This is a genomic window from Stenotrophomonas sp. STEN023, from assembly GCF_056760135.1.
The window spans coordinates 19,253-44,943 of sequence record NZ_JBRREF010000027.1 but is presented as its reverse complement, the minus strand read 5'-3'; the positions used below and the strand labels follow the sequence as shown (position 1 = coordinate 44,943).

11 protein-coding genes are annotated in these 25,691 nt (G+C 59.2%); 7 read left to right on the top strand and 4 right to left on the bottom strand.

Annotated elements, in window-relative coordinates; translation table 11 throughout:
* Positions 1–193 precede the first annotated feature (193 nt).
* The 7 genes from ACVOLV_RS09955 to ACVOLV_RS09925 all read left to right on the top strand — a co-directional run bounded on the left by ACVOLV_RS09955 (position 194) and on the right by ACVOLV_RS09925 (position 20,673).
* On the top strand, positions 194–4,747 hold the full coding sequence (locus tag ACVOLV_RS09955) for an Ig-like domain-containing protein (protein WP_481554247.1): 4,554 nt from the start codon (positions 194–196) through the stop codon (positions 4,745–4,747).
* Positions 4,748–5,776: 1,029 nt separating this feature from the next.
* Complete coding sequence (locus tag ACVOLV_RS09950; protein WP_481554246.1) at positions 5,777–11,083, top strand: Ig-like domain-containing protein; 5,307 nt, start codon at positions 5,777–5,779, stop codon at positions 11,081–11,083.
* 1,087 nt (positions 11,084–12,170) lie between these two features.
* Entirely contained in the window at positions 12,171–13,868 is a 1,698-nt protein-coding gene (locus ACVOLV_RS09945) for a TolC family protein (protein WP_481554245.1), read from the top strand.
* A 328-nt stretch (positions 13,869–14,196) separates the two neighbouring features.
* The gene (locus ACVOLV_RS09940; protein WP_481554244.1) at positions 14,197–15,102 is read left to right on the top strand and encodes an OmpA family protein; all 906 of its coding nucleotides are present in this window, start codon (positions 14,197–14,199) and stop codon (positions 15,100–15,102) included.
* Between the two features lie 132 nt (positions 15,103–15,234).
* Complete coding sequence (locus ACVOLV_RS09935) at positions 15,235–16,128, top strand: OmpA family protein (protein WP_481554243.1); 894 nt, start codon at positions 15,235–15,237, stop codon at positions 16,126–16,128.
* Positions 16,129–16,292: 164 nt separating this feature from the next.
* A complete protein-coding gene (locus ACVOLV_RS09930) occupies positions 16,293–16,979 on the top strand; it encodes a response regulator (protein WP_481554242.1) in 687 nt (228 codons plus the stop codon).
* Positions 16,980–17,001: 22 nt separating this feature from the next.
* Positions 17,002–20,673 (top strand): transporter substrate-binding domain-containing protein, encoded by a 3,672-nt coding sequence (locus tag ACVOLV_RS09925; protein ID WP_481554241.1) that lies wholly within the window; start codon positions 17,002–17,004, stop codon positions 20,671–20,673.
* Positions 20,674–20,687: 14 nt separating this feature from the next.
* Here the strand turns inward: ACVOLV_RS09925 and ACVOLV_RS09920 are convergent, their stop codons facing one another.
* Genes ACVOLV_RS09920 through ACVOLV_RS09905 form a run of 4 tightly spaced genes read right to left on the bottom strand, consistent with a single transcriptional unit; the run spans position 20,688 to position 25,354 of the window.
* Positions 20,688–21,743, bottom strand: a complete 1,056-nt coding sequence (locus tag ACVOLV_RS09920; protein ID WP_481554240.1) for a protein-glutamate methylesterase/protein-glutamine glutaminase — start codon at positions 21,741–21,743, stop codon at positions 20,688–20,690.
* Positions 21,740–22,339: a chemoreceptor glutamine deamidase CheD gene (gene cheD / locus ACVOLV_RS09915; RefSeq protein WP_481554239.1), complete on the bottom strand. Its 600-nt coding sequence runs from the start codon at positions 22,337–22,339 to the stop codon at positions 21,740–21,742. Before cheD ends, ACVOLV_RS09920 begins: the two co-directional genes overlap by 4 nt.
* Positions 22,336–23,181 carry a CheR family methyltransferase gene (locus ACVOLV_RS09910; RefSeq protein WP_481554238.1) on the bottom strand — a complete coding sequence of 282 codons (846 nt, stop codon included), beginning with the start codon at positions 23,179–23,181 and terminating at the stop codon, positions 22,336–22,338. Before ACVOLV_RS09910 ends, cheD begins: the two co-directional genes overlap by 4 nt.
* A 13-nt stretch (positions 23,182–23,194) precedes the next feature.
* Complete coding sequence (locus ACVOLV_RS09905) at positions 23,195–25,354, bottom strand: methyl-accepting chemotaxis protein (protein WP_481554237.1); 2,160 nt, start codon at positions 25,352–25,354, stop codon at positions 23,195–23,197.
* Between the last annotated feature and the right edge of the window lie 337 nt (positions 25,355–25,691).

The window sequence follows — 25,691 nt, the reverse complement described above, 5'->3', positions numbered from 1 at the left end:
GCGTGTGGGCATTCTTCCTAAGAAACGGTCAAAAAACGTAGCGCGGTTTGAGACTCGTCCTATGTATAGCTTGTATTGGGATGGGGATACTGCGCTCACCTAAGAAGCCGGCTTGAAAAAGTCGGTTCAAATTCTGTGGCGCCTGAAATATCGGGCCCATCAATCTACACATGATCATTCAGGTGCTTCAGCGATGAACGTCAGCGTTTCCGTAGTCAGCGATAAATCCATTGTTCTGAACAAGCCGCTGGCCAATGCCAAGGGTGGCAAGTCGGTGCGTGTCAAGGCAATCAAAGGCGGCCACTACCTGCTAGCCGAGGACGGCAGTGGTGTTGGCCCCGAGAACATCACCGTCAAGCGCGTGGGGAAGAACCTGCACGTCGCACTTGAAGGTTCCGATCCGGATCACCCTGAGTTGATCATCGAGGAGTTCTTTGGTTCGGACAGTCAGCTGGTCGGTCTTGGCGAAGATGGCGTCTACCATGAGTACATAGCCGCTGATGGCGATAGCGACAGCGCTGCAGCGTTCCTGATTGATGGCATGTCTTCGCCATTGGCGCTGGGTTATCCCCAGCTTGCCGGCTTCGGCGAAGGCCTGGCAGTTGCCGGCGGTGGCATGTTGCTGCCGTGGGCATTGGCAGGTATTGGTGGGCTGGCTGCTGGTGCCGTTGTCGAGCACAACAAGAGTGGTGACGACAAGGTCAAGGACACTACCCCGCCAGAAAACAAGGGCATTGGTTCCATCATCGACAACCAGGGCCCGACCAAGGGGGGCATTGCTTCGGGTGACGTGACCGACGATGGTCGTCCGACACTGGGTGGCTCTGGGCAGGATCCCGGTGACAAGGTCATTGTGATTGACAATGGCAAGGTCATCGGCGAAGTCATCGTCGATGGTGATGGGAATTGGAGTTTCAGGCCCAAGGAGGACTTGGGCGAAGGTGAGCATTCGCTGCAGGTCGAGGTCAAGGACCCTTCTGGCAATAGTTCAGGTCCGTCCGAAGAAATTGTGATCATCATTGACACGACGGCGCCTACCAAGCCAGACATTGAGAGTGTCATCGATGACCAGGGGTCGGTTACCGGTCCTATCGTCAACGGTGGCCATACCGATGATAGGCAGCCGACGTTGTCGGGCAAGGGTGACGCCGGTGACACTGTCACCATCATCGACAATGGCAAAGTCATTGGCGAAGTGCAGGTGGGCAAGGACGGGAGCTGGACGTTTACGCCTGACAAGCCGCTTGTCGAAGGCAAGCATGTGCTCGAGGTTGTAGTCACCGATCCCGCTGGTAATAGTTCCAAGCCGTCCGATGAGTTTGTCGTGAATGTCGATACCACGGAGCCGAGCAAGCCGAGTGTTGGAGGAGTCATTGATAACCAAGGCCCGATAACCGGCCCGGTGGATAATGGTGGGGTAACCGACGACAGCAAGCCGACGCTGTCGGGCAAGGGTGACGCAGGTGATACCGTCACCATCATCGATAATGGCCAGGTCATTGGCAAAGTGCCGGTGGGTGACGACGGTACCTGGACCTTTGTCCCGGAAGAAGCGTTGGAGGAAGGCAAGCATTCAATTGAAGTGGTGGTGACTGATCCAGCTGGCAATAGCAGCGGTCCGTCGGATGAGTTCGTGGTCATTATCGACACAACGCCACCGGCCAATGGCGGCATTGGCAGCATCATCGATGATGAAGGTGCGATCACTGGCCCTGTGAGCAACGGTGGCGTGACCGACGATGCCAAGCCGACACTGTCTGGCAAGGCTGAAGCGGGCAGCATGGTGTATATCTACGACAACGGTGTTCTGTTGGACAAGGTTCCGGCGGATGCCGCAGGCAACTGGAGCTACACCCCGAGCACACCGCTGACCGATGATCGGCATGACTTCACCGTGAAGGCGGTGGACAGCGCAGGCAATGCGAGCCCGCTGTCCGACGTGTTCTCGATCAACATCGACACCGTTCCGCCGGCAGCGCCGGTGATCCTGTCGGTGTATGACGACCAGGGCGACTCGACCGGTGAGCTGCTGTCCGGTGCCATCACCGATGACAGCAAGCCGATGTTCAGTGGTACCGCTGAGCCCAACAGCACCATTGTCCTGAAGAACAGCAAGGGCGATGTGATCGGTAGCGGCACGGCGGGCGCTGATGGCAAGTGGAGCGTCGAGCCGACGTATCCGCTGGGGCTGGACAAGCACGGCATCACCGCAGAAGCCGTGGACAAGGCTGGTAACACCTCGCTGCCATCTGATCGTTTTGATCTGCAAGTGATTGGTGACGTGGTGCCTGCGGTGCCGGCGATCACCTCGGTGATTGACGATGTTGGTAGCAGCACCGGTCCGCTGCAGAAGAACGCGGTCACCGACGACGCGCGCCCGACCATCACTGGTACGGTGCAGCCTGGCATGGATGTGTTCATCTACATCGACGGTGTGAAGTCGGGCAAGGCCGATGTGGCTGCCGATGGCACGTGGAGCTACACCCCGCCGGAAGACCTGACCGAAGGCCTGCACAACATCACCGCCAAGGCGACCAACAGCGCGGGTAACAGCAGCCCGGAAACCGGCAATTACCCGATCACCGTGGATACGGTGAAGCCGGACAAGCCGGCTGCAGGTGATGCGCTGCTGATGGATGACGAAGGCCAGGTTACCGGCCAGATCACCAATGGCATGCTGACCGATGACGCGACCCCGACCTTCACCGGCAAGGGTGAGCCGAATGGCAAGGTCATCATCTATGACAATGGCGAGGTGCTCGACATTGTGGATAGCGATGCCAATGGTGATTGGAGCTTCACGCCCAAGCCGTTGGTGAATGGCAATCACAGCCTGAGCTACGAAGTGGTGGACCAGGCTGGCAACGTGAGCCCGAAGTCCGATGCGATCAACTTCGAGGTCAACACTGCAGGTGTGCAAGTCACCATCATCGGTGCAATCGATGCGGTGGAAGGTGCGGATGCAACGACTGGCGAGATCGGCAAGAACGGTATCACCAACGATGCCAGCCCGACCCTGCACGGTACGGGCACCGTTGGCGGCACGGTCAAGATCTATGAAGGTGGCACGCTGGTGGGCGAAGCCGTGGTGGGCAGTGATGGCAAGTGGAGCACCCAGCCGTTCCTGCCGTTGAGCGAAGGCTTGCACAGCCTGACGGCAACGATCACTACCGCGGCCCATGGCGTGAGCGATCCGAGCAGCCCGTTCGATTTCCGCATCGATCTGACCGGCCCGGACAAGCCGAGCATCCTCAGCATCACCGATGATGTGGGCAGTATCCAGAAGGCGCTGCTCAATGGGGAGGATACGGATGACACCACCCCGACGCTGGCCGGCAAGGCCGAGCCGGGCAGCATGGTGTACATCTACGACAACGGCAGTCTGCTGAAGAAGGTTTCGGCCGATGCGCAAGGCAACTGGAGCTACACGCCGACCACGCCGCTGATCAATGACCGGCATGACTTCACCGTGAAGGCGGTGGATAGCGCGGGTAATGCAAGCCCGCTGTCCGACGTGTTCTCGATCAACATCGACACCGTTCCGCCGGCAGCACCGGTGATCGAAGCGGTGTTTGACGATGCAGGTGCAAAGACCGGCAGTCTGGCGCAGGGTGAGATGACTGACGATGCCAAACCGACCATAAGTGGTACGGCAGAGGCAGGTAGCATCGTGATCATCAAGGACAAGGGCGTCGAGATCGGCAGGGCAGAAGCTGATGGTGATGGCAAGTGGACATGTGAGCCGGAGAACGCGCTTGAAGCCGGTGACCACGAGTTCACGGCCGAGGCCATTGACGCTGCCGGCAATGTGAGCCCCCCGTCCAATGGCTTTGCGATCGGAGTGGATCTGGTACCGCCAACCACGCCGAAGATCACTGCCTTGAACGATGATGTTGGCTACTACCAGGGCCTGATCAAGAACGGTAGCGTCACCAACGATACCAATCCCGAGCTTCGGGGTGAGGGTATGGCAGGGGAGAGGATCGAGATCCGAATCAACGGTGTTGCGGAAGGATACGCGGACGTAAATGACAAGGGACGTTGGACCTACACCGTGAAGAATGCTTTGAGTGACGATCAGCATGTCTTCACTGCGGTAGCGATTGGTGCCGGTGGTGCCGAGAGCGCCCTCAGCAACGCTTTCCATGTTGAGGTCGACACAGCAGCGCCGGGTACCCCGCTCATTGTGAAGGTTGAAGACGACGCCGGCTCTTCGCAGGGCAGCCTCCACAGCGGACAGGTAACCGATGACCGGACCCCGACCTTCACCGGCAAGGCTGAAGCGGGCGCGTTGATCATGGTGTATAGAAACGGTGAGGAGTTTGGTGATGCCGAGGCTGATGAGGACGGAAACTGGACTTACTCGTCCAAGTTGCTCACCTTTGGTGAACACAACTTTGTCTTCTACGCAGTCGATAATGCGGGTAACTGGAGCGTAGAAACCGCGCCGTGGTCGGTGGTTGTTTCGCCGGCTGGCCGGTCGCTCGACAAGGGCGGTGAGATGGATGCTGTACCGTCGATGCAGGATCTTCTGGTTGATGCGCATGAGGACGTCATGGGTCAGTCAGACAGCTCAGTAATCGCTGCTGCAGGGCCGGTGCAGGAGATGGGTATTGGTCCTGGTGCTGAGGACGGACTGCAGGACAGCTGGGTATCCAGCAGCGTCCGTGTCGAATGCGGGGCTGCGTGGGTGATTGCAAGCCCGATTGAGATGGTTCACCCCTTCGAGCAGCAGTTGATGGGTTGATAGGCAGGTGATGTACCGGAGAGCCTCAGTGAGGCTCTCCGGACCTGGCTGTTGGGCAATAGCCCCGCTTGGCCGGCTGTCTTGGCGTGTTTGCGCGAAGGTTCTAGCTTCCGTAAAGGCTGCGCTAGTGTCGCCTCGGATGGGGTGGCACCGGATCCGCGGAGCTACGCTGCGCGGGCCGCTGGTAAAAGGCTGTTCGACGTTGACGCATATGTGTGCCTTCGATAGCTACGTTTGCTATTGGCGCATGAGGGTTCACGGTGCCGAGATTTTGCAATCGATCGAGGGTTGTTTGATTACGGTAGGTGTCCAGATTGGAAACCTACAGGCCTGGCAGTCAATACCATCGGGGAAACCAACGGGACGCCTTGGCGTCCCGTTCTCGTTGCCTGGCTGCTACACGACGTGCCCTGATTATTACCCTGTAGCCGCACTCTCACGTCGCCGGACTGTGCGACGTGAGGGTCACCTCGTACCATGTATATCTCAACGGAGCTGTTTGCTGATTGGGGCGGTTTTTTACGAACATTGGCAACTGCTACGCAAGCTGTGAATGCCGTTGCGACGTCAAGGCAGATCGAGGGAGAAAGCTTGACCGGGCTTTTCATCAGCACCCAGTTTTACTGGTGAAACTTATTATGCAATGGGATTCGTCCTGCTTTTGCCGATCTAAGACGGGTCTGATGTCTCACCCGTTCTCGCAAAAGCATACTGCCGCTGACAGATAGCCCTACTGCTTCGTGACCACTTGTCTGATTGCTTTTTCTAAAGTAGCCACAAGATGGTGTGAGTAGGCGCGAAAGGTGCTGAACAGGATCCGGGCTGAAGCTCTTGGGCGTGCATGAAGCAGCGCTTTGTCCGGGCCAATTGAACCGTTTGCAGTGCCGGAATGCCCTCAGTGCTCGCATCCAGCCATGGATATGGGGATGTGGAATTGGCTATCTGATAAATCGAATGCCGTTGCGCCTTGAGCTCTTCAGGGCGGCGACGCTGTGTTCGTCTCAATCAACAGCATAAGGCGTAAAGATAATGACGATGATCATATCGGTGGTAAGTGGTGGCTCTGTGGTGCAGACCCATCTGCCTGCTTCTGCAAAGAGGGCGGCGGTGCATATCAATGCAGTTGAGGGTGCGCGCTATATCCTGGCCGACTCACTTGGCGGTGGTGCCGTTGCAGGTATGGTCGTCAAGCGTGTTGGCCGGAATCTGATCATCAGTCAGGAATCGGAGGATGCAGGGTTGGATGCGCTGATCATCGAGGATTTCCATGGCAGCGGTGGGCAGCTGGTCGCGCAGGGCGCTGGCGGTGAGTATCTGGAATATGTGGCTGTTACGGAATCCGGCGCTGTCCACGCTGCGGATCTTGTCGAGGGTGGGTCTTCGCTGTTGGCGTTGATGACTGCTGCGCCTGCAGCCGGCTTTGAGTTCTCCGAGGGCGGCTCTTCGTTGTTGGGAGGAGCGCTGGCGAGCGCCGCCGCCATGGCGGGTGGCCTTGCGTTGAGCACGGGCAAGAGCGGTGGCAGCAAGGCATCGGCTGCGCCGGCTGCCAGTGCGTTCATGCTGGATGACAAGATTGCCGATGTTGCACCAGGTCGACTCACGCCGGCGGCTGTTGAGCCGGGTGCAGCTGCTGCTGTGCAGGAGTCCGCCAGTGCGGTGGACACGGCCAACAACGTGCCTGCTGACATTGGCGCCGAAGCAACCAGCGCCCGTGCTCCGGAGAGTGCGCCTGCAGCCATTGTGCCGTTGGCGGCGGGTGGTATTCCGGTCATCGAGAAAATTGTCGATGACCACGGGGCAATCACTGGCACCATCGAAGATGGCGGCTATACCGATGATGGCTACCCGACCATCATGGGCAGTGCCGATCCTGGTGTCAGGGTGCATGTTTACCGTGGCAAATACCTGCTGGGCTTCACTGATACTGACGCCAGCGGCAAGTGGAAGTTCACGCCATCGTCCCCGCTTTCCACGGGCAAACACTCGATCACGGTCATTTACGAATACCCGGACACGGGTGTCAGTGAAGAATCCGAGCCGTATGTGATCAGGGTAGACAAGGTCGCGCCGGGTATTCCGCAGATCACTGGCATTGTCGACGACGAAGGCCGTATCACCGGTGCAATCACCGACCAGACCATCACCGATGACAGCCGTCCGACCATCAGTGGCATGGCGGAAGCAAACGCAACGTTGATCATTTACGACAAGGGCAAAGAACTCGACCGTGTTCCGGTCGGCGCCGACGGCAAGTGGAGCTACACGCCGGAGAACCCGTTGGCCGATGGCCTGCACATACTGAGTTACTCGGCGGTGGATCTGGCCGGCAATATTGGTCAGCAAACGGACGTGACCGAGTTCATCGTTGATACGCGTCCGGAGAAGATCAACATCTTCGGCGCCGAGGATGATGTTGGCAGTGTGACGGGGGACGTGTTCAACGGTGGCATCACTGATGACAACCATCCGATGTTCTTCGGCTCTGCAACGGCCGGTGGCGTGGTCAAGATATATGAAGGTGGCACGCAGATCGGCGAGGGGATTGCCGGTGTGGACGGCACCTGGGCGATTACACCGACGCGGGAGCTGACTCCAGGCGCGCATGTGCTGCACGCAACGGTGACGCTGCCTGCCAAGGGCGAAAGCCCCCATAGCAAGCCGTTCAACCTTACCGTGAGTTCTGAGCTATCCGTCACCCCGACGATTCTGACGGTGGTCGATGATGTGGGTTCCATCACTGGCAATTTGGCCCAAGGTGGGATCACCGATGATGCCAAGCCGGAGTTCAGCGGCAAGGCGGAAGCCGGCAGCACGGTGACGCTTTGGGACAAGGGTGCGGTTATCGGTACCGGTACGGCCGATGCCAATGGCAAGTGGAGCATCACGCCGAGCAACGCACTGAGTGATGAAGCGCATAGCATCACTGCGACCGCAGTCAATCTGGTCGGCAACAAGAGCCAGGCGTCCGTTGCATTTGTCCTTACGGTGGATACGCTGGCGCCAGCCAAGCCAACGATCCTGACCGTGACCGACGATGTCGGCTCCATCACCGGAACCTTGACCCAAGGTGGGGCTACCGACGACACCAAGCCTCAGTTCAAGGGCAAGGCTGAAGCCGGCAGCACGGTGACGCTGTGGGACAACGGTGTGGATATCGGCAGTGCCAAGGCCGATGCCAGTGGCAACTGGACCATTACCTCGAGCAAGGTGTTGGCCAATGATGCGCATAGCGTCACTGCAGTGGCCGTTGATGCGGCGGGCAACAAGAGCGTGGCATCCGATGCGTTTGGTTTTACGGTGGACGCGACGCCACCAGCCAAGCCGACGATTCTGACCGTGCTTGACGATGTTGGCTCCATCACCGGCTACTTGGCTCAAGGTGGGATTACCGACGACGTCAAGCCTGAGTTCAGCGGCAAGGCTGAAGCCGGTAGCACTGTGTCGCTTTGGCGGAACGGTCAGCTACTCGATAACAAGACCACCATAGCCGATGCCAATGGTAACTGGACGATCAAGTTGTTCGAAGAGAGCATGTTCTCATTGGCGGAGGGCGCGCACAGTATCACTGCGATAGCCGTTGACGCAGTGGGCAACAAGAGCCTTGCGTCCGATGCGTTTGTCTTTACGGTGGACAAGACGGCTCCAGCCAAGCCGACGATTCTGACCGTGACCGACGATGTCGGCTCCATCACCGGAACCTTGGCCCAAGGTGGGGTTACTGACGACACCAAGCCTCAGTTCAAGGGCAAGGCCGAAGCCGGCAGTACCGTGACGCTGTGGGACAACGGTGTGGATATCGGTAGTGCCACGGCTGATGCCAGTGGCAACTGGACCATTACTTCGAGCAAGGTGCTGGCCAATGATGCGCATAGCGTCACCGCAGTAGCGGTTGATGCGGCGGGCAACAAGAGTGTGGCATCCGATGCATTTGCTTTTACGGTGAACGCGACGCCACCAGCCAAACCGACGATTCTGACCGTGCTTGACGATGTCGGCGCCATCACTGGCTACTTGGCTCAAGGTGGGGTTACCGACGACGCCAAGCCTGAGTTCAGCGGCAAGGCTGAAGCCGGTAGCACTGTGTCGCTTTGGCAAAACGGTCAGCTACTCGATGACAAGACCACCATAGCCGATGCCAATGGCAACTGGACGATCAAGTTGTTCGAGGAGAGCATGTTCTCATTGGCGGACGGCACGCACAGTATCACTGCGATAGCCGTTGACGTGGCAGGCAACAAGAGCGTGGCATCCGATGCGTTTGTCCTTACGGTGAACGCGACGCGACCAGCCAAGCCGACGATTCTGACCGTGACTGACGATGTCGGCTCCACCACCGGTACCTTGGTTCAAGGTGGCGTGACCGACGACACCAAGCCTGAGTTCAAGGGCAAGGCCGAAGCTGGCAGCAGCGTGACGCTGTGGGACAACGGCGTGGATATCGGTAATGCAAAGGCTGATGCCAGCGGCAACTGGAGCATTACCTCGAGCAAGGTGCTGGCCAATGGTGCGCACAGTGTCACTGCAGTAGCTGTCAATGCGTTGGGCAGCAAGAGCGTGGCATCCGATGCGTTTGGTTTCAAGGTCGACACGCTGCCGCCAACGCAGACGGCCACTCTCTCTTCTGTAGGCAAAGATAGCGGCGTAAGCAGTACTGACTTCCTGACCAACGACGGCAGCGCCGGCCGTCTGATGCAGGGTACGTTGTCAGCGGCGCTGGACGCCGATGAAGTGTTGCAGGTCTCGACGGACGGGGGTAAAACCTGGGCAGCAGCTCTTGTCCAAGGCAAACAGTGGAGCATGCAGGACGGCAGCGCTCATGCGGCAAGCTGGGTTGTGCAGACCCGGGTGGTGGATGGCGGCGGTAATGTCGGTGCCGTCAAATCGCAAACAATTACACTCGATACGGAGGCGCCCAAAGCCCCTCTTGCGGTGACCATGAACGGCTCGCAGGTCACTGTGCTTCTCGAGAAAGGCAATGCGCAGATTGGAGACCAAATTGTACTGCGCGAGGGAAATGCCAGCTTCGTCTATAAGCTTAACGCGGCGGACGTAGCAGCGGGGAAAGCGGTTCTTTCCCCTGGGTTCTCACCGACCGCGGCGATGACGCTGACCTCGGTGGATCTGGCAGGCAACGTAATCCAGAATCACAGCTACCGGCTGGTGGGGATGGGAGAAAACTTCAATCACTCTCCACTTTCGATCGGTGTTGGGAAGAGTAAAGTGTACAGTAATGCTACTGTCGTAAATGTTTCGGGAGGGGAGCTGGTGGATACCCCGTCCGTGGAGGGTAGTGCGCTCTTGATTGGGAGTAAAAGCGGGGGGAATAACAGCGTTGTGCGATTTGATCTGGACAGGCCGTCCGTTGAGGTTAGGCTTACTTACCTGGGGGGGGGCGATACAGTTACATTTCTGGCGGTCGATGGGACTGTGCTCGATAGGCAGGCCTTGGGAGGTACATTCTGGTGGACGTTACCTATTTCCTATACGGCTCCGGATGGAGTGTTGATTGGAAGTGTTATTATTACTACCCTCGCCGGTCAGCAAGTCTACATCGACGACATGAGTTGCTTCTCCTATTGGCCGGATTACGCTGAACAGCCTGTCAATCAAGAGGTAGGCGAAATGAACTTTGGCGGCAAGGATAATAATGTCTTCTCGCTTGCCAATGTTGCCACCATGTCGGGTGCCAACGCGGGGGTTCACGGCGGGCTTGGCCTGGATACGCTGAAATTGACTGGGGCTGGGCAGACACTTGATCTGACCGCTCTTAAGGAAAAGGTCAGTTCAGTAGAAATCCTGGATATCACCGGCACGGGCAACAACACGCTCAAACTGTCGCTGGTCGATGTAATGAACAACGGCGCGGCCAATGCGTTCTACACGGGCGACAAGAGTCGTGTGCAGATGATGGTCAAAGGTAATGCTGGCGACAAAGTCACCTTGAGTGATCTACTGGCCAACAATGCAGATCACGGCGATTGGGTGAAAAAGGCCTCGGTAGTGATCGGCGGTGTGACGTACGACGCATACCAGCATTCTTCGCTGGGCGCTGAGCTGCTGGTCCAGAAGGGTGTGGGCGTTACGTTGGACAACAATCTGCAAACCCGTGACATGCACGACTCGGTCCTTGGTGCAGATGCATTCGCCGAGCCGGTCGAGGTGCTTGCTGCCTCTTCGCTGCTGTCCTCGGTCGAGAATGAGCTGTTTGCGTCGGAGCCGACGCTGTTGAGTCAAATGGTTGTGACGGAGCCAAATGCTGGCGGTGCGGGTGGTTCGGCGTTGAGTTTCGGCTTTGACCTGCTGGATACGCACCTGGTGGCATACGCGGCATATTGATCTGTCTCGGTAGCGAATACTGTATTTGCTATCTATGGTTTCAAACCAACGGGGCACTTCGGTGCCCCGCTTTTTCTTGGTCGCAGCTACCGTGCTTCCAGAGCTGAGGTAGGGGGGGCGTGCAGCAGGCGGTTCCCGTGGTTGTGACAGATTCGGCGGAGGGCGGACTCAATGGTGAGTCTGGTGCGCAGCCAGATGCTGCGGCACTGTCTCAGCCAGGACCGGATCTGCTCCCGATTGGTATGCAGGAAACAGCGATTTTTGAAGTGGCGAGTCGGAGCGGCGCGTGATGGTGCGCACCGACGGATGCATCGGACGCCCTCCATCTTCAGGATCTCAGGCTGGAGGCATTCTGATCACCGGAGGAATAATGATGGAGATCTCCGCAACAATCCCGATTGCGGCGCTGCTCCGGTGCGGTACCAATCTGAGCCGGGGTGAAGGCATGGATGTGGCACATTGTTTGATGGAAAACACCACCAAACGAGCGTGCGCAAACAGAATTTTGGCGAGTCGCATGTCACTGCGCAATAAATAGGCCACTTCTCATAGTCTGGAGTCCGTGCTTGCTCCATCATGCGGCGGCATGTGATTGGCAGGTCTTCGGGCAGAGTATTTCCGGGGTGCGGCCAATCGATGGAGTGATGGTGCAGCGTGTGGGCTAGTGGATTTACAAGCTTTCAGTCATGCACTTTGGCGCTGTGAACGAAATTTCGTTGCCGATGAACGTCAGCCGTGTAACTCCAGTGTTAGGCCTTGTTACAGGGCGTCCATCCTTCGATTTGCCAGGGCATTGGTGCGTTGTGATGTGGCTGGAAATGGCTTTGACGTAGGCAAGGCGCATGCATTTAGGACGTGTCCCATGTACTTGGGGGGCGCGTATTTCTACGCTTGCTCCCCATCGAAGCTGCGTCGGGTAAGGCAGCTTGTTCCAGGTTGCGCCCTACGGCGTTCACCTTGGTTGGCAGGAATGAACGGCGATGCTCCGGGCTGCACTTCGAGTTCAGCACCCAGTGCTCTTTGAGTTCTTGTTCTACCCGAAACACGGTCTTCCTTGTTCTGGAAGCGAATACTTTTGAGGTTGCAGATGAGTAGTTTCGGCAGGGACATTGCGTTCCGGAATAAAAGAGCAGTACGCAGGCCCTTTACTGGCTTTTCGGTGATCGCGTTGGCGTGCATGTCGGCGATCAGCAACCAAGCCAGGGCTGATGAAGAACTGCTCCAGTTCGAGAAAGTTGCGCCGCGCAGTGCCGTTAGTGATGTCGCTTCGGTATCGCAGTCCGGCATGCGTGATGAGCTGGTCGGTAGCGCGCAAGCTGCAGTCTCGCCCTCCGCTGTCGTGCGTTCTGTTCGCGAAAGCCTGGCGGTTCCGTCGCCGGGTGACCTTGTCGAGGATGTGCTTGTATTTGAGCGCCTGCCGATTGCGCCGGTAAGCCCGCCGGATCTATCCGGGGAGGCTGCTTCTGCTTCCATCCCCTCGTTTGCTTCGCCCGCCATGCAGTTGAATATTCCGCACCCAATGCCGGGGGCCGCGATAGCGCCTGCGGTGGTGGCCGGGAAGGGAGAGGTGGCTGAATCAGATTTGCGTGACTTGTTCTTGAGCATGGTGGACGCCGCCGCCGGGCGGAGCCCGGCCGTGGCAGGCGCTCTGGCGCAGTACGCGGCTTCAAAGGCTGACATCGCCGAGGCCAAGGGTCAGCGCTATCCCCAGCTGGATATTAGCGCGCGCGGTCTCTCCCGCGAGTTTGGTGCCAGTGCAGCGTCGGGAACAGGTGATCCGTCGCTGACGCTGGGTATCACCACAACGCTGTTTGACTGGGGGCGTGTTCGCAAAACCATCGAGAGCCGTACGCACTTGGCTGACGCCGCTGATTCGGCAGTGCAGGCGCAGCTGGAATCTTCAGCCTACGACGTGACCTCCAATCTGGTTGAGCTGGCCAAGCAGCGCATCATTGTTGAAACCAGTCAGCGCTATGTTGACCGCATGGCGGAGTTGGTGAAGATGCTGGAAGGCATCGTCGCCGTCGACGCGGGTCGCGTCAGCGAGCTTACCCAGGCGCGTGCGCGGCTTCTGCAGGCTGGGGCGTCGCGTAGTGCGGCAGATTCCAAGGCCCGTGATATCGAGATCAACCTGCGTAGGATGGTTGGCGATAGAGCTTTGCCGTCATTACCTGGTTCGCAGTACTGGGATATTCGATTGCCCGAGCTAAATTGGTTACTGGCTGAATCACTGCATCACCCTACGGTACTGCAGGCCAGGGCTTCGGCACGCTCTGCTGATACCCAGGCTGATGCGGTGCGATCGGCGCTGCGGCCGCAGGTCAATTGGGTGGTAAGCAAGAACACCGGTGAGGATATCTATGGTCGCGATTCTGCATGGCAGACCGGGTTGACGCTGTCCTGGAGCGCGTTCCGCGGTGGTTCCGGACGGGCTTCGGAGCAGGCTGCGCGGCAGCGTGCGCAGGCGGGCTGGATGGGGGCCGAGCAGCAGGTCCAGGACTTGGAATATCGCATCCGCGCCGCCAATCAGGACGCGCGTTCGCTCGGCGACCGGGCGGATCTATATCGTGGATTGTCGCTGGAGTCGGACAAGATACGTGCAGCTTTCTATGAGCAGTGGTATCACCTTGGCCGTCGTACGCTGCTGGACGTGCTGTCTTCGGAGAGTGAGCACTACAACAATCAGATTGGCGAGGTTTCGAGCCGGTTTGATGGCTACCAGGCAGTCGTCAGGCAGTACGCGAGTGCTGGTGCGCTGGTGCGTTGGCTGAGCGCTGGGAGGTAGTCATCCGGTAGTGGCATCAGAAAGAAAAGTGATAGGCATGCCAGAGTAAGCGCTGGCATAGGAGAAGTGCTGGTTCAGGCGGCCCGCGTGCGTCGCATTTCACAGTGACTCGCAATTTGAGACTTTCCCTATGTATGGAGTCTCCAATGAAAAACATACTGGTAGCAATGGTGTGGCCGACTGGGATTCATCGGAACGTTTCGGCGTAAACCGTAGGTCAGTTGGTTTTACCTGAGAGACTTAATAAGAGCGTCCCATCACAGTGAAAGCGACTTGTTCGTCTTCACATCGCGCTGCGGGCCGAAAATACGATCTTGAGGAATAAGGCATGTCTTTAGACGGAACGATGAAACGTGCAGCAACGGCAGCTGTTGCTGCAGCGGCTTCTTTGCTTGCAGTTGGCGCGTATGCGGCAATCCCGGCGTCTGCGTTCGCAGATCCCTACCAGTCGGTACCAGCGGTGGCCGCCAATCAGAGTCAGGTGGTTTATTACCGCGACGGCACAGCGGGTCATCTGGCCAGCACGGCACACGTCTACATTGACAATGAGTTCCATACCAGTCTGCTGCCTGGTGGTTTTACCGTATTCTGCATCGCACCGGGCGCACATGGCTTGAATGCAGTGCTCGACGATGCGCCGCGGTATGAAGGCAAAAAAGCACAACCGCGGACCACCCTGGAAGGCGGTAAGACCTATTTCCTGAAGGTGAGCGAGGCTGGTGCAGTACTGCCGACGGCTGTGACTCGCGTTGATGCGGAAAGGGCACTTGCACGCAGTCCGCGCCAGACACACGTATTGTCACGCGCATCTGCAGTAAAGGCATGTAACTACACGGCGCCAGTTGAGCCTCAGGTGTACACACTCTCAGGTGACGTGCTGTTCGCATTCGGCAAGGCCGGCTATGCGGATGTTCGCGAGGATGGCCGGCGTGCAGTGGCGGGTATCGTGCATGAGCTGCAGAAAGAGGGCGTTGAGCTTGAGCGTATCGATGTGGTTGGTCATACCGATCTGATCGGTAGTGACGCGGCCAATGAGACGTTGGGCTTGGTGCGCGCACAGACCGTGCGCCAGATGCTGATCGAGAGCGGTTTGTCGGTTGGTTCCATAACCGTCGAGTCCAAGGGGCGTCGTGAGCCACTGGTGGATGATTGCCTGGGCGAGCGCTCGCATGTGATTGCCTGCAATTCGCCGAATCGCCGCGTCGTCATCCAGGTGTACGCACGCCGCGAGTGAGGCGTTAAGGGTGGGGCAGTAGCATTCGGCTGCTGCTCTGCATTGGTCAAACAACCCGCCTCCGCATGGTAGTGAGGGGGGCTACGGAGTGATGTTCAGATGTGCTGCGCGGTAGTTGATCGAATAAAAGGTATGTCCGTACTGATGTTGGTCGCTGCAGCCGGCGCATTGTTCGCAGTCGGGGAAGCGTCGGCGCAGGGTGATCGTGCATTTGGCAACAATTACTCTGCGGTGGCAGCGATTGGAAAGGACCAGGCGCAGGTTGTCTACTACCGGCCCGAAGGTGCGCATGGCTCTACTGTTGCCAACGTCTACCTGGACAGGGAATTCATCACTGCACTGAAGCCGGGCGGATACACCTCGTTCTGTCTGGCTCCGGGCCGGCATATGCTCGGCTCATATCTAGATGATGCACCCAGTTATTCCGGGAAGAATGACGAGCTGTACGCGGCAACATTCAAAGGTGGTTCCACCTACTACCTGAAGGTTCGTGAAGAGGGTGGCAACCATCCTTTGCCGGTGACCAGGACGGTTGCGTCCGCGGAGCTGGGCGAACAGCGGCAACAGGTCCATCTGTTGTCACGCGCTTCCAATGTGGAGCCGTGCCGCCACTACGGCTATCTGGATGCGCCAGCGGTGGTGTTACGCGAGTATGTTCTGTTGGCAGATGTGTCATTCAACAGCCGCAATGGCATGAGCGCGGCCGGAAATAGTCAGATTGAATCATTGCTCGCAGGTCTCCAGCGAGAGAACGCTCAGATTACCCGTGTTGAAGTAGAAGGGCATACCGATCCCATCGGTGCGGTAGCGGAAAATCAGATCCTGGGCCAACGCTGGGCAGACATTGTCCGTAGTGCCTTGGTCAGCAGTGGTGTTCCGCAGTCGATAACCCAGGCGAACAGTGCGGGTAGCCGCATGTTGGTAAAACACGGTTGTTACGGCAGTGCGGAACAACAGCGTACCTGCTATGCACCGAACCGTCGGGTTGTGCTTCGTGTGGAGGTGCGGAGGACGCCCGCGCCTTGAGTGTACGCAGCGGCCCCGGTCATTGGATCGAGGGCCGTCTGCATGCTGGATAGAAAGGATGACCGGTCCAGCTGGTTACCCGGTTTAATGGAGAGCGCCGAGCGGTAGGCTGTTCGGCATTCTATTCGTGTAACGGGGCTTTGCAGTGTAAAGGAGTTGATTCGGTGAAATGGTCAATAATGGCGCCACTCCGCATTGCGGTGTTGGATGACCATTCTTTAATCCAGATGGCATTGGAACTGCGCTTGTCACGTGAGGCAGATCTAAAGGTTGTTGGCGTTTACTCAAACAGCCGTGATCTGCTCGCGTCCTTGAGTGGTACCCCTGCAGACCTGTTGGTGCTCGACTATTCGCTGGGAGCAAGCGAGTTGGATGGTCTGCATTTGATAGGCCTGATCCGCCGCCGGTTTCCATCGCTCTGCATACTTGTTTCGTCTTCCGCGGAGTCGCCGTCGGTTGTCAACCTTTCGCTAAGTGTTGGCGCAAACGGTTTCTTCGGAAAGTCGGAAAGTGCCGAGCTGTTGGTTGAGGCTATCCGCAAGGTGGCCTCGGGTGAGACCTATGTGTCTCCCGGTTTGGCTTACCGCCTGGGTCGCCAACCGCTACCTGCAGGACGCGCATCGCCTGATATAAAAGGCGGGCAGCGCTTGTTGAATGACCCCTCACTATCGCCCAAGGAGCGTGAGGTACTGCGCTGTTGCCTGGACGGTATGTCGGTGTCACAGATATCCCGAAAGTTCATGCGCAGCATGAAAACCATCAGCGGCCAGAAGCAAGCCGCCTTCCGAAAACTCGGGGTCCGTACCGATGCGGAGCTGTTCAAGCTCCAGCATAGCCTCGCCACTAGCTGATTCAATCCCTGAGTAACCCACCATGCCGCAGATTACGTTGAGGCGTCGCTTCAAGCTTGCGGCATGGCCCCTCGTCGCCGTTCTTTCGCTGATTGCGAACATCGCTATCGCAGCGTCCAGTGATGTCAGGGATTTGACCTTGCTGGCGCGCAACAATATCCCCAATTCGCCGCTCGAGCTGGGCAAGGGGGATATGGAGTGGGTGCGGAACAAGAAGGTATTGGTGATGGGGGTCGCCTCGCCAAGCTTCATGCCATTGGAGGTGTTCTCCGGTAATGATTGCTATGAAGGAATTACTGCAGATACGTTTGGTGCCATTGGCGAGTTGCTGGGTGTCGAGCTGCGTGTGGTTCGCTATCCGGACCGCACGGCAGCGCTGCGTGCGCTGGAGCACGGTGCGGTGGATATGGTTGGAAGTGCCAACAACTATGAGCTCGCCGGACACGCGGTACGCTTGACCCAGCGCTATGTTGAAGACACCCCTGTGCTGTATGTGCGCAAGGCTGAGCGTAGGCGAATGCCACAGGAGCTGACCGGTATGCGTATCGCTGTGGCAGAGGACTATCTGCCACAAGTGCAGATACGCGACCTGTATCCGGATGCGATCATCGCAAACTATCGCTCACGCGAGCAGGCATTGGCCGCACTGGCTTTTGGCAGTGCGGATCTGTACCTGGGTGATACGGTGTCCAGCAACTACCTGGTGAACCTGAGCTACTTCAACTATGTGCGGACCGTTGCTGTGCCGCGCATTGATACCGGTGGTTTTGCTTTCGCTGTGCGTGAAGAAGCGTTGACGTTGGAACGGGTCATCAACCTTGCGCTTGCCAAGCTGCAGCAGACCCACGGTGCGGAGCTGCTGAAGCGCTGGTCCGGCGGTGGTGGCATGGTGCCCGTGGCGCGGATCGAGCTGACCACTGCCGAGCAGCGCTGGATAGCAGAGAACCCAGTGGTGCGTTTCGTCGCAAGTAACGACACCGCACCGCTTTCCTATTTTGATACCGATGGGCGATTCAGTGGCTTGAGTGCTGACATCATGCGCGCGATCGCGCAGCGCACTGGTCTTGAGTTCGAGCCTGTACGCGTATCGCGCCTTGACCAGCAGATGATGGCGTTGGAGGAGGGAAGCGCCGACCTGACCATGCTGGTGCCCACCTCATCGCGCGCACAGAGATTCAATTTCTCGCGCCCGTTCGTGCAGACCTCGTATGGGATCATCACGCGCGAGGAGCCCGGTAGCCCGGTATCGCTTGGTGACCTTCGCGGCAAGCGAATCGCGTTGCCGATGCAGCACGCGCTGAAGGACATGCTGGTCCCCGCAACGGACTATCAGTTCATCGATACCGATACCCTTGCAGCCGCCATGGAACTGGTGAAGGACGGCAAGGCAGATGCGACGATTGCGTTCCTGCCGATGGCGCTCTACTACACTGCTGTTCTGCACGATGAAAGGTTGCGCGTGTCCGACGTTGTGGAGGATACGCCTGCATGGTTGGCCATTGCCACGCGCAAGGACAAGCCCGAGCTTGCCAGCATCATCGACAAGGCCATGCTGCAGATTCCGCCTGATGAGGTGGATATTTTTCAGAACCGGTGGCGGCCGCGGCCCGATGCGTCACCGGCAACCTGGATGGACTTCCGCTCGCTGATTTACAAAATTGCCGCAGGTGCCCTGCTGCTGATCCTGGTATCACTGATCTGGAACGTGCATATCCGCTCTCAGTACCGCCGACGGCAGGTGGCAGAGGACGCGCTCGGCGAGCAGCTGAATTTCATGCGCTCGTTGATCAACGGTACGCCGCACCCAATATATGTCCGCGATGAGCAGGGACGACTGGTTACCTGCAATACCAACTATCTGGACATGCTTTCCGTCACTGAAAAGAAGGTGCTCGGCAAGACCTCGATGGACGGGGCGAAGATGGACCCGCGCGAGGCACAGAGCTTCCACGACGACTACTTATGGGTGATGGCCAACGGTAAACCGCTGGAGGTTGACCGGACCCTGCATCTGCCTGGACGGGTGCTGAGCATCTACCATTGGATTTATCCATATTTTGATTCGCAGGGCGTCGCCAAGGGCGTTGTCTGTGGCTGGATCGATGTCAGTGACCGCCTCCATCTGATGGAGGAGCTACGTCGCGCGCTCAACGCCGCAGACCAATCGAGCCGTGCGAAGACGACCTTCCTGGCGACGATGAGCCACGAAATCCGCACGCCGATGAGTGCCATTATCGGGATGCTGGAGCTTGCCCAGAAGCATGCTGATCAGGGGCGACTTGATAAGTCTGCAATCGCGGTTGCCTATGATTCGGCACATGGGCTACTGGAGCTTATTGGCGATATCCTGGATGTGGTGCGCATCGAGTCGGGTCACGTCAGTCTCAGCCCCAAGCGAGCCAATCTGCGCGAGATGACCGAGTCGGTCGCGCGCGTGTTCAATGGCTTGGCTCGACAGAAGACCCTGCATCTGCGGCTTGAGCTGGACCCAAGCGTTGATTGTGATGTATCGATAGATCCGATGCGCTTCAAACAGGTGCTGTCCAATCTGGTCGGCAATGCAATCAAGTTCACCGACCGTGGCGAGGTCATGATCAGGGCGCGTGGTGTTGCGGTAGCTGAGTCGCGCTTGCAGCTGCGGTTGGAAGTAGCTGATACAGGGATCGGCATCGCTGACAGCGATATTGCTCGCTTGTTTGATCCTTTCGCCCAGGCTGATCATGGGCATAGCTCGCGCGGCGGCACCGGACTTGGCTTGCCTATCTGCAAGTTCCTGTGTGAGCTGATGGGTGGTGACATCTCCATCCACAGCACGCTGGGTGAAGGTACCTCGGTGGTGCTCAACCTGCCACTGGACGTGCTGCCAGCCATACCAGGCAGCGCCGAGGTGCTGCAGACCGTTGACGCAAAACACCCGAGCATGAAGGTGCTGGTGGTGGATGATCACTCAGCCAACCGCACGCTGCTGACCCAGCAGCTGGCATTCTTGGGACAGAACGTACGCAGTGCATCCGATGGGCGTGAGGGCCTGGATTGTTGGCTGGAGGAGCCTGTCGATATAGTCGTCACTGATTGCAACATGCCAGTGATGAACGGTCACGACATGGCACGGGCAATCCGGCGTCACGAAAAGGAAAATGGGCTCCCGCCGTGCATCATCATTGGCTTCACCGCCAATGCCCAGCCAGAGGAACGGGCCAAGTGCATCGCCTCGGGCATGAACGATTGCCTGTTCAAGCCAGTCAGCCTGAGCACGCTGTCTGGCCTGCTGGTGAGGCTGGGAGAGAAAGCAGGGGCTGGCGTGCCGTTACCGCGTCTTGCGCAGAGCAAGGACATCACGGCCGCACTGCATGAGCTGACGGGGGGCGACGCGGAAATGACGCGTCACCTGGTGGTTGAGGCGCACCGGAGCTTTGTCCGTGATCTGAGCGAGCTGCAGGCCTTGCTGGAAAGGTTCGAGCCGCGCGCCATGTCCAACCTGGTGCACAGAATCAACGGTGGCGTACGCCTGTTGCAGGTGGCGCACCTGATGGATATCTGTGATCGCGTCGAATTTCTATGTGATCAGCAGGAGGTTGAACTGGACGAGGTTGTGGCCAACGTCCAGTTCATCGCAAGCGAACTGCCCATCATCATCGACGTGCTGGACGCGATGCGCGAGCCGGAAACGATTGATTTCTCTGCAATGCTGTAGCCAGGGCGGCGGCGTCAGCCACGGGCAATGGCAAGGATGCGCTCGGCAATGCGGTCCAAGGGCAGCACTTCATCGGCAGCGCCCAAACGCACGGCGCTGCCAGGCATGCCCCAGACCACGGAGCTGGCTTCATCCTGGGCCAAGGTTGGGGCGCCGGCCTGCTTCATCTCCAACAGGCCGCGGGAACCGTCTTCGCCCATTCCGGTGAGGATCACCCCGACCGCATTGGCGCCTGCATTGGCGGCAACCGAGCGGAACAGAACATCCACGGCGGGCTTGTGCAGGTTGACCGGCACGCCGTCGTCGACCCTGCAGCGCCAGCGGGCGCCGTCGCGTATCACCCGCAGATGCTGACCGCCCGCCGGCAGATAGGCGTGGCCGGGGAGGATGGCTTCGCCATCGCTGGCCTCGCGCACCGACATCGCCGAGTGGCGGTCCAGGCGCTCGGCAAAGGCGGTACTGAAGCTGGCGGGCAGATGCTGGGTCATGACGATGGCCGGGGCATCTGCGGGCATGGATTCCAACACCACCCGCAGGGCTTCGGTACCGCCAGCGGAGGCGCCAATGGCGATCAGGCGATCGGTAGTGCGGAAGCCGAGGTTGCTGGCGCTTGCTGGGCGCTGCACCGGCCGGCGCGGGCCGCCGGCAATTGCCCGGACCCGCGAGCGGGCGGCCATTTTCACCTTGCTGCGGATTTCTTCTGCATACGCGTCCAGGCCGCGGGCGACGTCGAGTTTTGGCTTGGCGACAAAATCCACCGCGCCCAATGACAGCGCCTGCAGCGTGGTATCGGCGCCGCGCTCGGTCAGCGAGGACACCATCACCACCGGCATGGGATGCAGGCGCATCAGGTTTTCGAGGAAGGCCAGGCCGTCCATACGCGGCATCTCGACGTCCAATGTCAGCACGTCAGGGTTGAGCCGTTTGATTTTCTCGCGTGCCAGCAACGGGTCCGCTGCGGTGCCGACGACTTCGATGGCCGGGTCGGCGGCGAGGATCTCGGTCAGCACCTGGCGGACCAGGGCCGAGTCGTCGACGATCAGAACCCGGCACGGGGACTGCAGATTCATTCAAACAACTCCACGCCACCACTGACCGGGGTGTGCGACAGACGGGCGCGGACGGCGGATTCGGTGGCGACCACTTCGGCGTCGTGCGCATGCGGCAGGCGTTGCACGACCACCCGGCCGGTGATGGGGAAGAACCAGATCTTGCGCGGATGAATGCCGCACAGGTCTTCGGCAACGATGGGAATATGCTCGGCGCGCAGGTATTGGCGGACGAATTCCGCATTGCGGGTGCCGACCGGGTTGCTGGTGAAACCCTTGAGCACGTTGGCGCCGCCGAATACCTTGGCCTCCAGGCGCTTGCGATGCGCGCCGCGCTTGAGCAGGTCGTTGATCAGCAGTTCCATGGCGTAGCTGCCGTAGCGTGCGGGCGCGCCATCACCGATATTGCCCTCGGGCAACAGAAAGTGATTCATGCCACCGATGCCCAAAATGGGGTCGCGGATACAGGCGGCGACGCAGGAGCCGAGGATGGTGGTCAAGGCGGTATCGTCGTCCACCACCAGGTACTGGGTTGGCAGTAATTTGGCGGCAATCGTCTGGAAACGCGTGTCGCGATAGCGCATCACCTCATCGGGGTGCTGCTGGGAGTTCTTCATGCGCCATTCCTGCGGCTGCGGCGGTATAGCGTGCGACCGCAGGGCTGGATCACATCGGCAGCATGCAGGTAGTTTTCCGAATGGCCGGTGTAGAGCAGGCTGTCATCGTCCATGTGCTGCACCAGTCGCGAGAGAATGCCGCGCTGGGTGGGCTTGTCGAAGTAAATCATCACATTGCGGCAGAACAGCGCATCGAACGGGCCGCCCACGTCGTAGCGGTTGGCCAGCAGGTTGAGCGGACGGAACTCGATGAGCGAGCGCAGCGCCGGCACGACCCGGCACTTGCCTTCATTGGGGCCGCTGCCGCGCTGGAAATAGCGCCGCTTCATCGCCGGGTCCAGCCCTGCGATGCGGTCCATCGCGTATACGCCCTGGCTGGCGGTGGCCAGCACCTGGGTATCGACGTCGGTGGCGATGATGCGTACCGGCGGCGTCATTGACGAGAACGCCTCGCAGGCGGTGATCGCCATGGAGTAGGGCTCCTCACCGGTGGAAGCGGCACACGACCATAGCTTCAGGGGCGCTCGTGGGGCGCGCATCTGCAGCTCTTCACGCAGCTTGTCAAAGTGATGCGGCTCGCGGAAGAACGAGGTCAGGTTGGTGGTCAATGCATTGGTGAATGCCTGCCACTCGTCGCCGCCATGCTGTTCCAGCTGGTCCAGGTAGTCCTTGAACGAGCGCAGGCCCAGGTTGCGCAGCCGTCGCGACAGACGGCCGTAGACCATGTCGCGCTTGGCCGGCGCCAGCGCGATGCCTGCACGTGCGTGGATCAGCTCGCAGACGCGACGGAAGTCACGGTCATTGAACTCGAAGTCGCGCTCGGTGCTGTCGATGTCGATCATGGAATATGCGTGCTCAACTGGCCATGGCCAGCGTTTGTGGCTGCTTTGCCGCAGCGGGTTGGGCGCTCAGCTGGAATACCGCCACCGCTTCATCCAACAACGTGGCCTGTTCTTCCATTGCGCGTGCTGCAGCGGTGGCCTCTTCGACCAGTGCGGCGTTCTGTTGGGTTGTCTCGTCCATCTGCATGACGGTCTGGTTGACCTGTTCGATGCCTGCCGACTGTTCCTGCGAGGCAGCGGATATCTCGGCCATGATGTCGGTCACGCGCTGCACCGCGGTCACGATCTCGCCCATGGTGGTGCCGGCCTGCTGCACCAGCTGCGAACCTTCGTCCACGCGCTCGACCGAATCTTCGATCAGCGATTTGATTTCCTTGGCGGCACCGGCCGAGCGCTGGGCGAGGGTGCGGACTTCGGCGGCAACCACTGCGAAACCGCGGCCCTGCTCACCGGCACGCGCAGCTTCAACCGCGGCGTTCAGCGCCAGGATATTGGTCTGGAAGGCGATGCCGTCGATCACGCTGATGATGTCGGCGATGCGACGTGAGGACTGCTGGATCTGGCCCATGGTGGTGACCACTTCTTCCACCACCAGCCCGCCGCGCGAGGCAACCCCGGCTGCACCGATCGCCAACTGGTTGGCCTGGCGCGCGGATTCCGCGTTCTGGCGGACGGTGGAGGTCAGTTCTTCCATCGACGCCGCGGTTTCCTCGAGGTTGGCTGCCTGCATTTCAGTGCGACGCGAGAGATCGGCATTGCCGGTGGCAATCTCGCCAGCAGCCAGGTTGATGCTGTCGGCAGACTGCTGGATACCGGAGACGATGCCGGACAGCTGGGAGACGGTGCTGTTGGCGTCTTCACGCATGCTGGCGAAGACGCCCTGTGCGTCGCCGCTGAGTTTGACGGTGAGGTCGCCATCGGCAAGTGCCTGCAGCAGGCGCGATACCTCGCCCAGGTTGTCATCGCTGACCTGCATCATGGTGTTCAAAGCACGCACCATTGCCTGGAAGTCGTGCTCGAAACGGTCTTCGTCGCCGCGCTGGCTGAAGTCACCCGCAGCGGCAGCGCTGCCAAGGCGCTTGATCTCGCTGTTGATCGCTGCAAGGTTGGTCTTGATGGCGGCCATGGTGTCGGTGATGACGCGCTTGTCGCCCGGCAGCACTGGCATGTCCTGGCTGAGGTCACCGATCGCATAGCGCTGCGCCAGTGCGATCACCTGCATCTTGACGTCGATGTGGTTGCTGACCAGTACATTGGTTTCTTCGACCATGACGCCGTAGTCGCCGGGGAAGCGGCTGGCATCGATGCGGTAGCCAATCATGCCGGCGTCATGCTGGCGCGCCATTTCGGCCTGCGCGCCAATCACTGCGCGAAGCTGGTCCTGCATGTGCGCCATGCTGCTGAGCAGTTGGCCGGTCTCGTCCTTGCTGGGTGCCGCGATATGGTTGTCCATGCGGCCCTTGGCGATGGCGGTGGCCACTGCAGTGGCGTTGCGCAGCGGCAGCACGATGCGGTTGCCGATGATCCAGCTCAAGGCCAGCACAAGCAGTACCAGCACGCCACCAGCCACCGTCATGATTGCGGTGAACTTCAAGGCCTGGCCCTGCAGATCGTCCATGTAGACGCCGCTGGAGACCACCCAGTTCCACGGCTTGTACATGCCTGCATAGGCGAGCTTGCCGACCACGCCATCCTTGCCCGGCTTGGCCCAGCTATAGGCGACATAGCCGCCACCCTTGCGTGCGGCTTCGACCTGGTCGTAGTAGACGCGGACGCCGTCCTCGCCACGGAAATCCTTCATGTCCTTGCCGACCAGGTCAGCACGGAACGGATGCATCAGCAACACGTACTTGGTGTCGTAGATGTTGAAGTAATTGACGTCGGCATCGGAACGCATCTTCTGCAGCGCGGCCATGGCGTACTTCTGTGCGTCAGCGAGCGGCATCGCGCCGGTTTCCGCTTCCTTGGCGTAGTGGTCGAGAACGCCGTAGCTCATTTCCACCTGGGCACGCAGCGCCGCCTTGCGGGTTTCGTACAGATCCAGGTACTGCATGCGGGCAGCGATGACCGCCAGCGTGATCACACCGATCACGATCAGGGCCGTCAGCAGGTTCAGCTTGCGCCTGACGGAAATGTTGGAAATGTAGTTGTTCCAGAGCGAGGAGATAGTCATCGAATCCGCTGGTTACCTTGCGGTATCAGCGCTGCGTGAGGGGATACCGGTTTATCGGCCGCGAAGGGCATGAGTTGAGTGGCCTGAAGAGGTACTCCAGCTAGAGCTGTCGATCTGTTCACGTATGCGAAGACGACTGGCCAGCTTGCAGTGTCACGGTGTTGTAGGAGCGGCGTAAGCCGCGAAGCTAGTGGTGCTTGCAGCCGCTCGCGGGGCCTGGGCCGACGGTGTGTCAGCTTCGCGGCTTATGCCGCTCCTACAAAAAAAATCCGATGCCAGGGACTGGCATCGGATTCCGGGTGACTCAATCGCTCTGGTTTGCGGCGTTACTGCCGCA

What these genes read in the sequence shown, in the direction of transcription:
- ACVOLV_RS09940 (WP_481554244.1), top strand. Translation starts at nt 14,197, where the DNA reads ATGTCTTTAGACGGAACGATGAAACGTGCAGCAACGGCAGCTGTTGCT.
- ACVOLV_RS09955 (WP_481554247.1), top strand. Translation starts at nt 194, where the DNA reads ATGAACGTCAGCGTTTCCGTAGTCAGCGATAAATCCATTGTTCTGAAC.
- ACVOLV_RS09935 (WP_481554243.1), top strand. Translation starts at nt 15,235, where the DNA reads ATGTCCGTACTGATGTTGGTCGCTGCAGCCGGCGCATTGTTCGCAGTC.
- ACVOLV_RS09950 (WP_481554246.1), top strand. Translation starts at nt 5,777, where the DNA reads ATGACGATGATCATATCGGTGGTAAGTGGTGGCTCTGTGGTGCAGACC.
- cheD (WP_481554239.1), bottom strand. Translation starts at nt 22,339, where the DNA reads ATGAAGAACTCCCAGCAGCACCCCGATGAGGTGATGCGCTATCGCGAC.
- ACVOLV_RS09945 (WP_481554245.1), top strand. Translation starts at nt 12,171, where the DNA reads ATGAGTAGTTTCGGCAGGGACATTGCGTTCCGGAATAAAAGAGCAGTA.
- ACVOLV_RS09910 (WP_481554238.1), bottom strand. Translation starts at nt 23,181, where the DNA reads ATGATCGACATCGACAGCACCGAGCGCGACTTCGAGTTCAATGACCGT.
- ACVOLV_RS09920 (WP_481554240.1), bottom strand. Translation starts at nt 21,743, where the DNA reads ATGAATCTGCAGTCCCCGTGCCGGGTTCTGATCGTCGACGACTCGGCC.
- ACVOLV_RS09905 (WP_481554237.1), bottom strand. Translation starts at nt 25,354, where the DNA reads ATGACTATCTCCTCGCTCTGGAACAACTACATTTCCAACATTTCCGTC.
- ACVOLV_RS09925 (WP_481554241.1), top strand. Translation starts at nt 17,002, where the DNA reads ATGCCGCAGATTACGTTGAGGCGTCGCTTCAAGCTTGCGGCATGGCCC.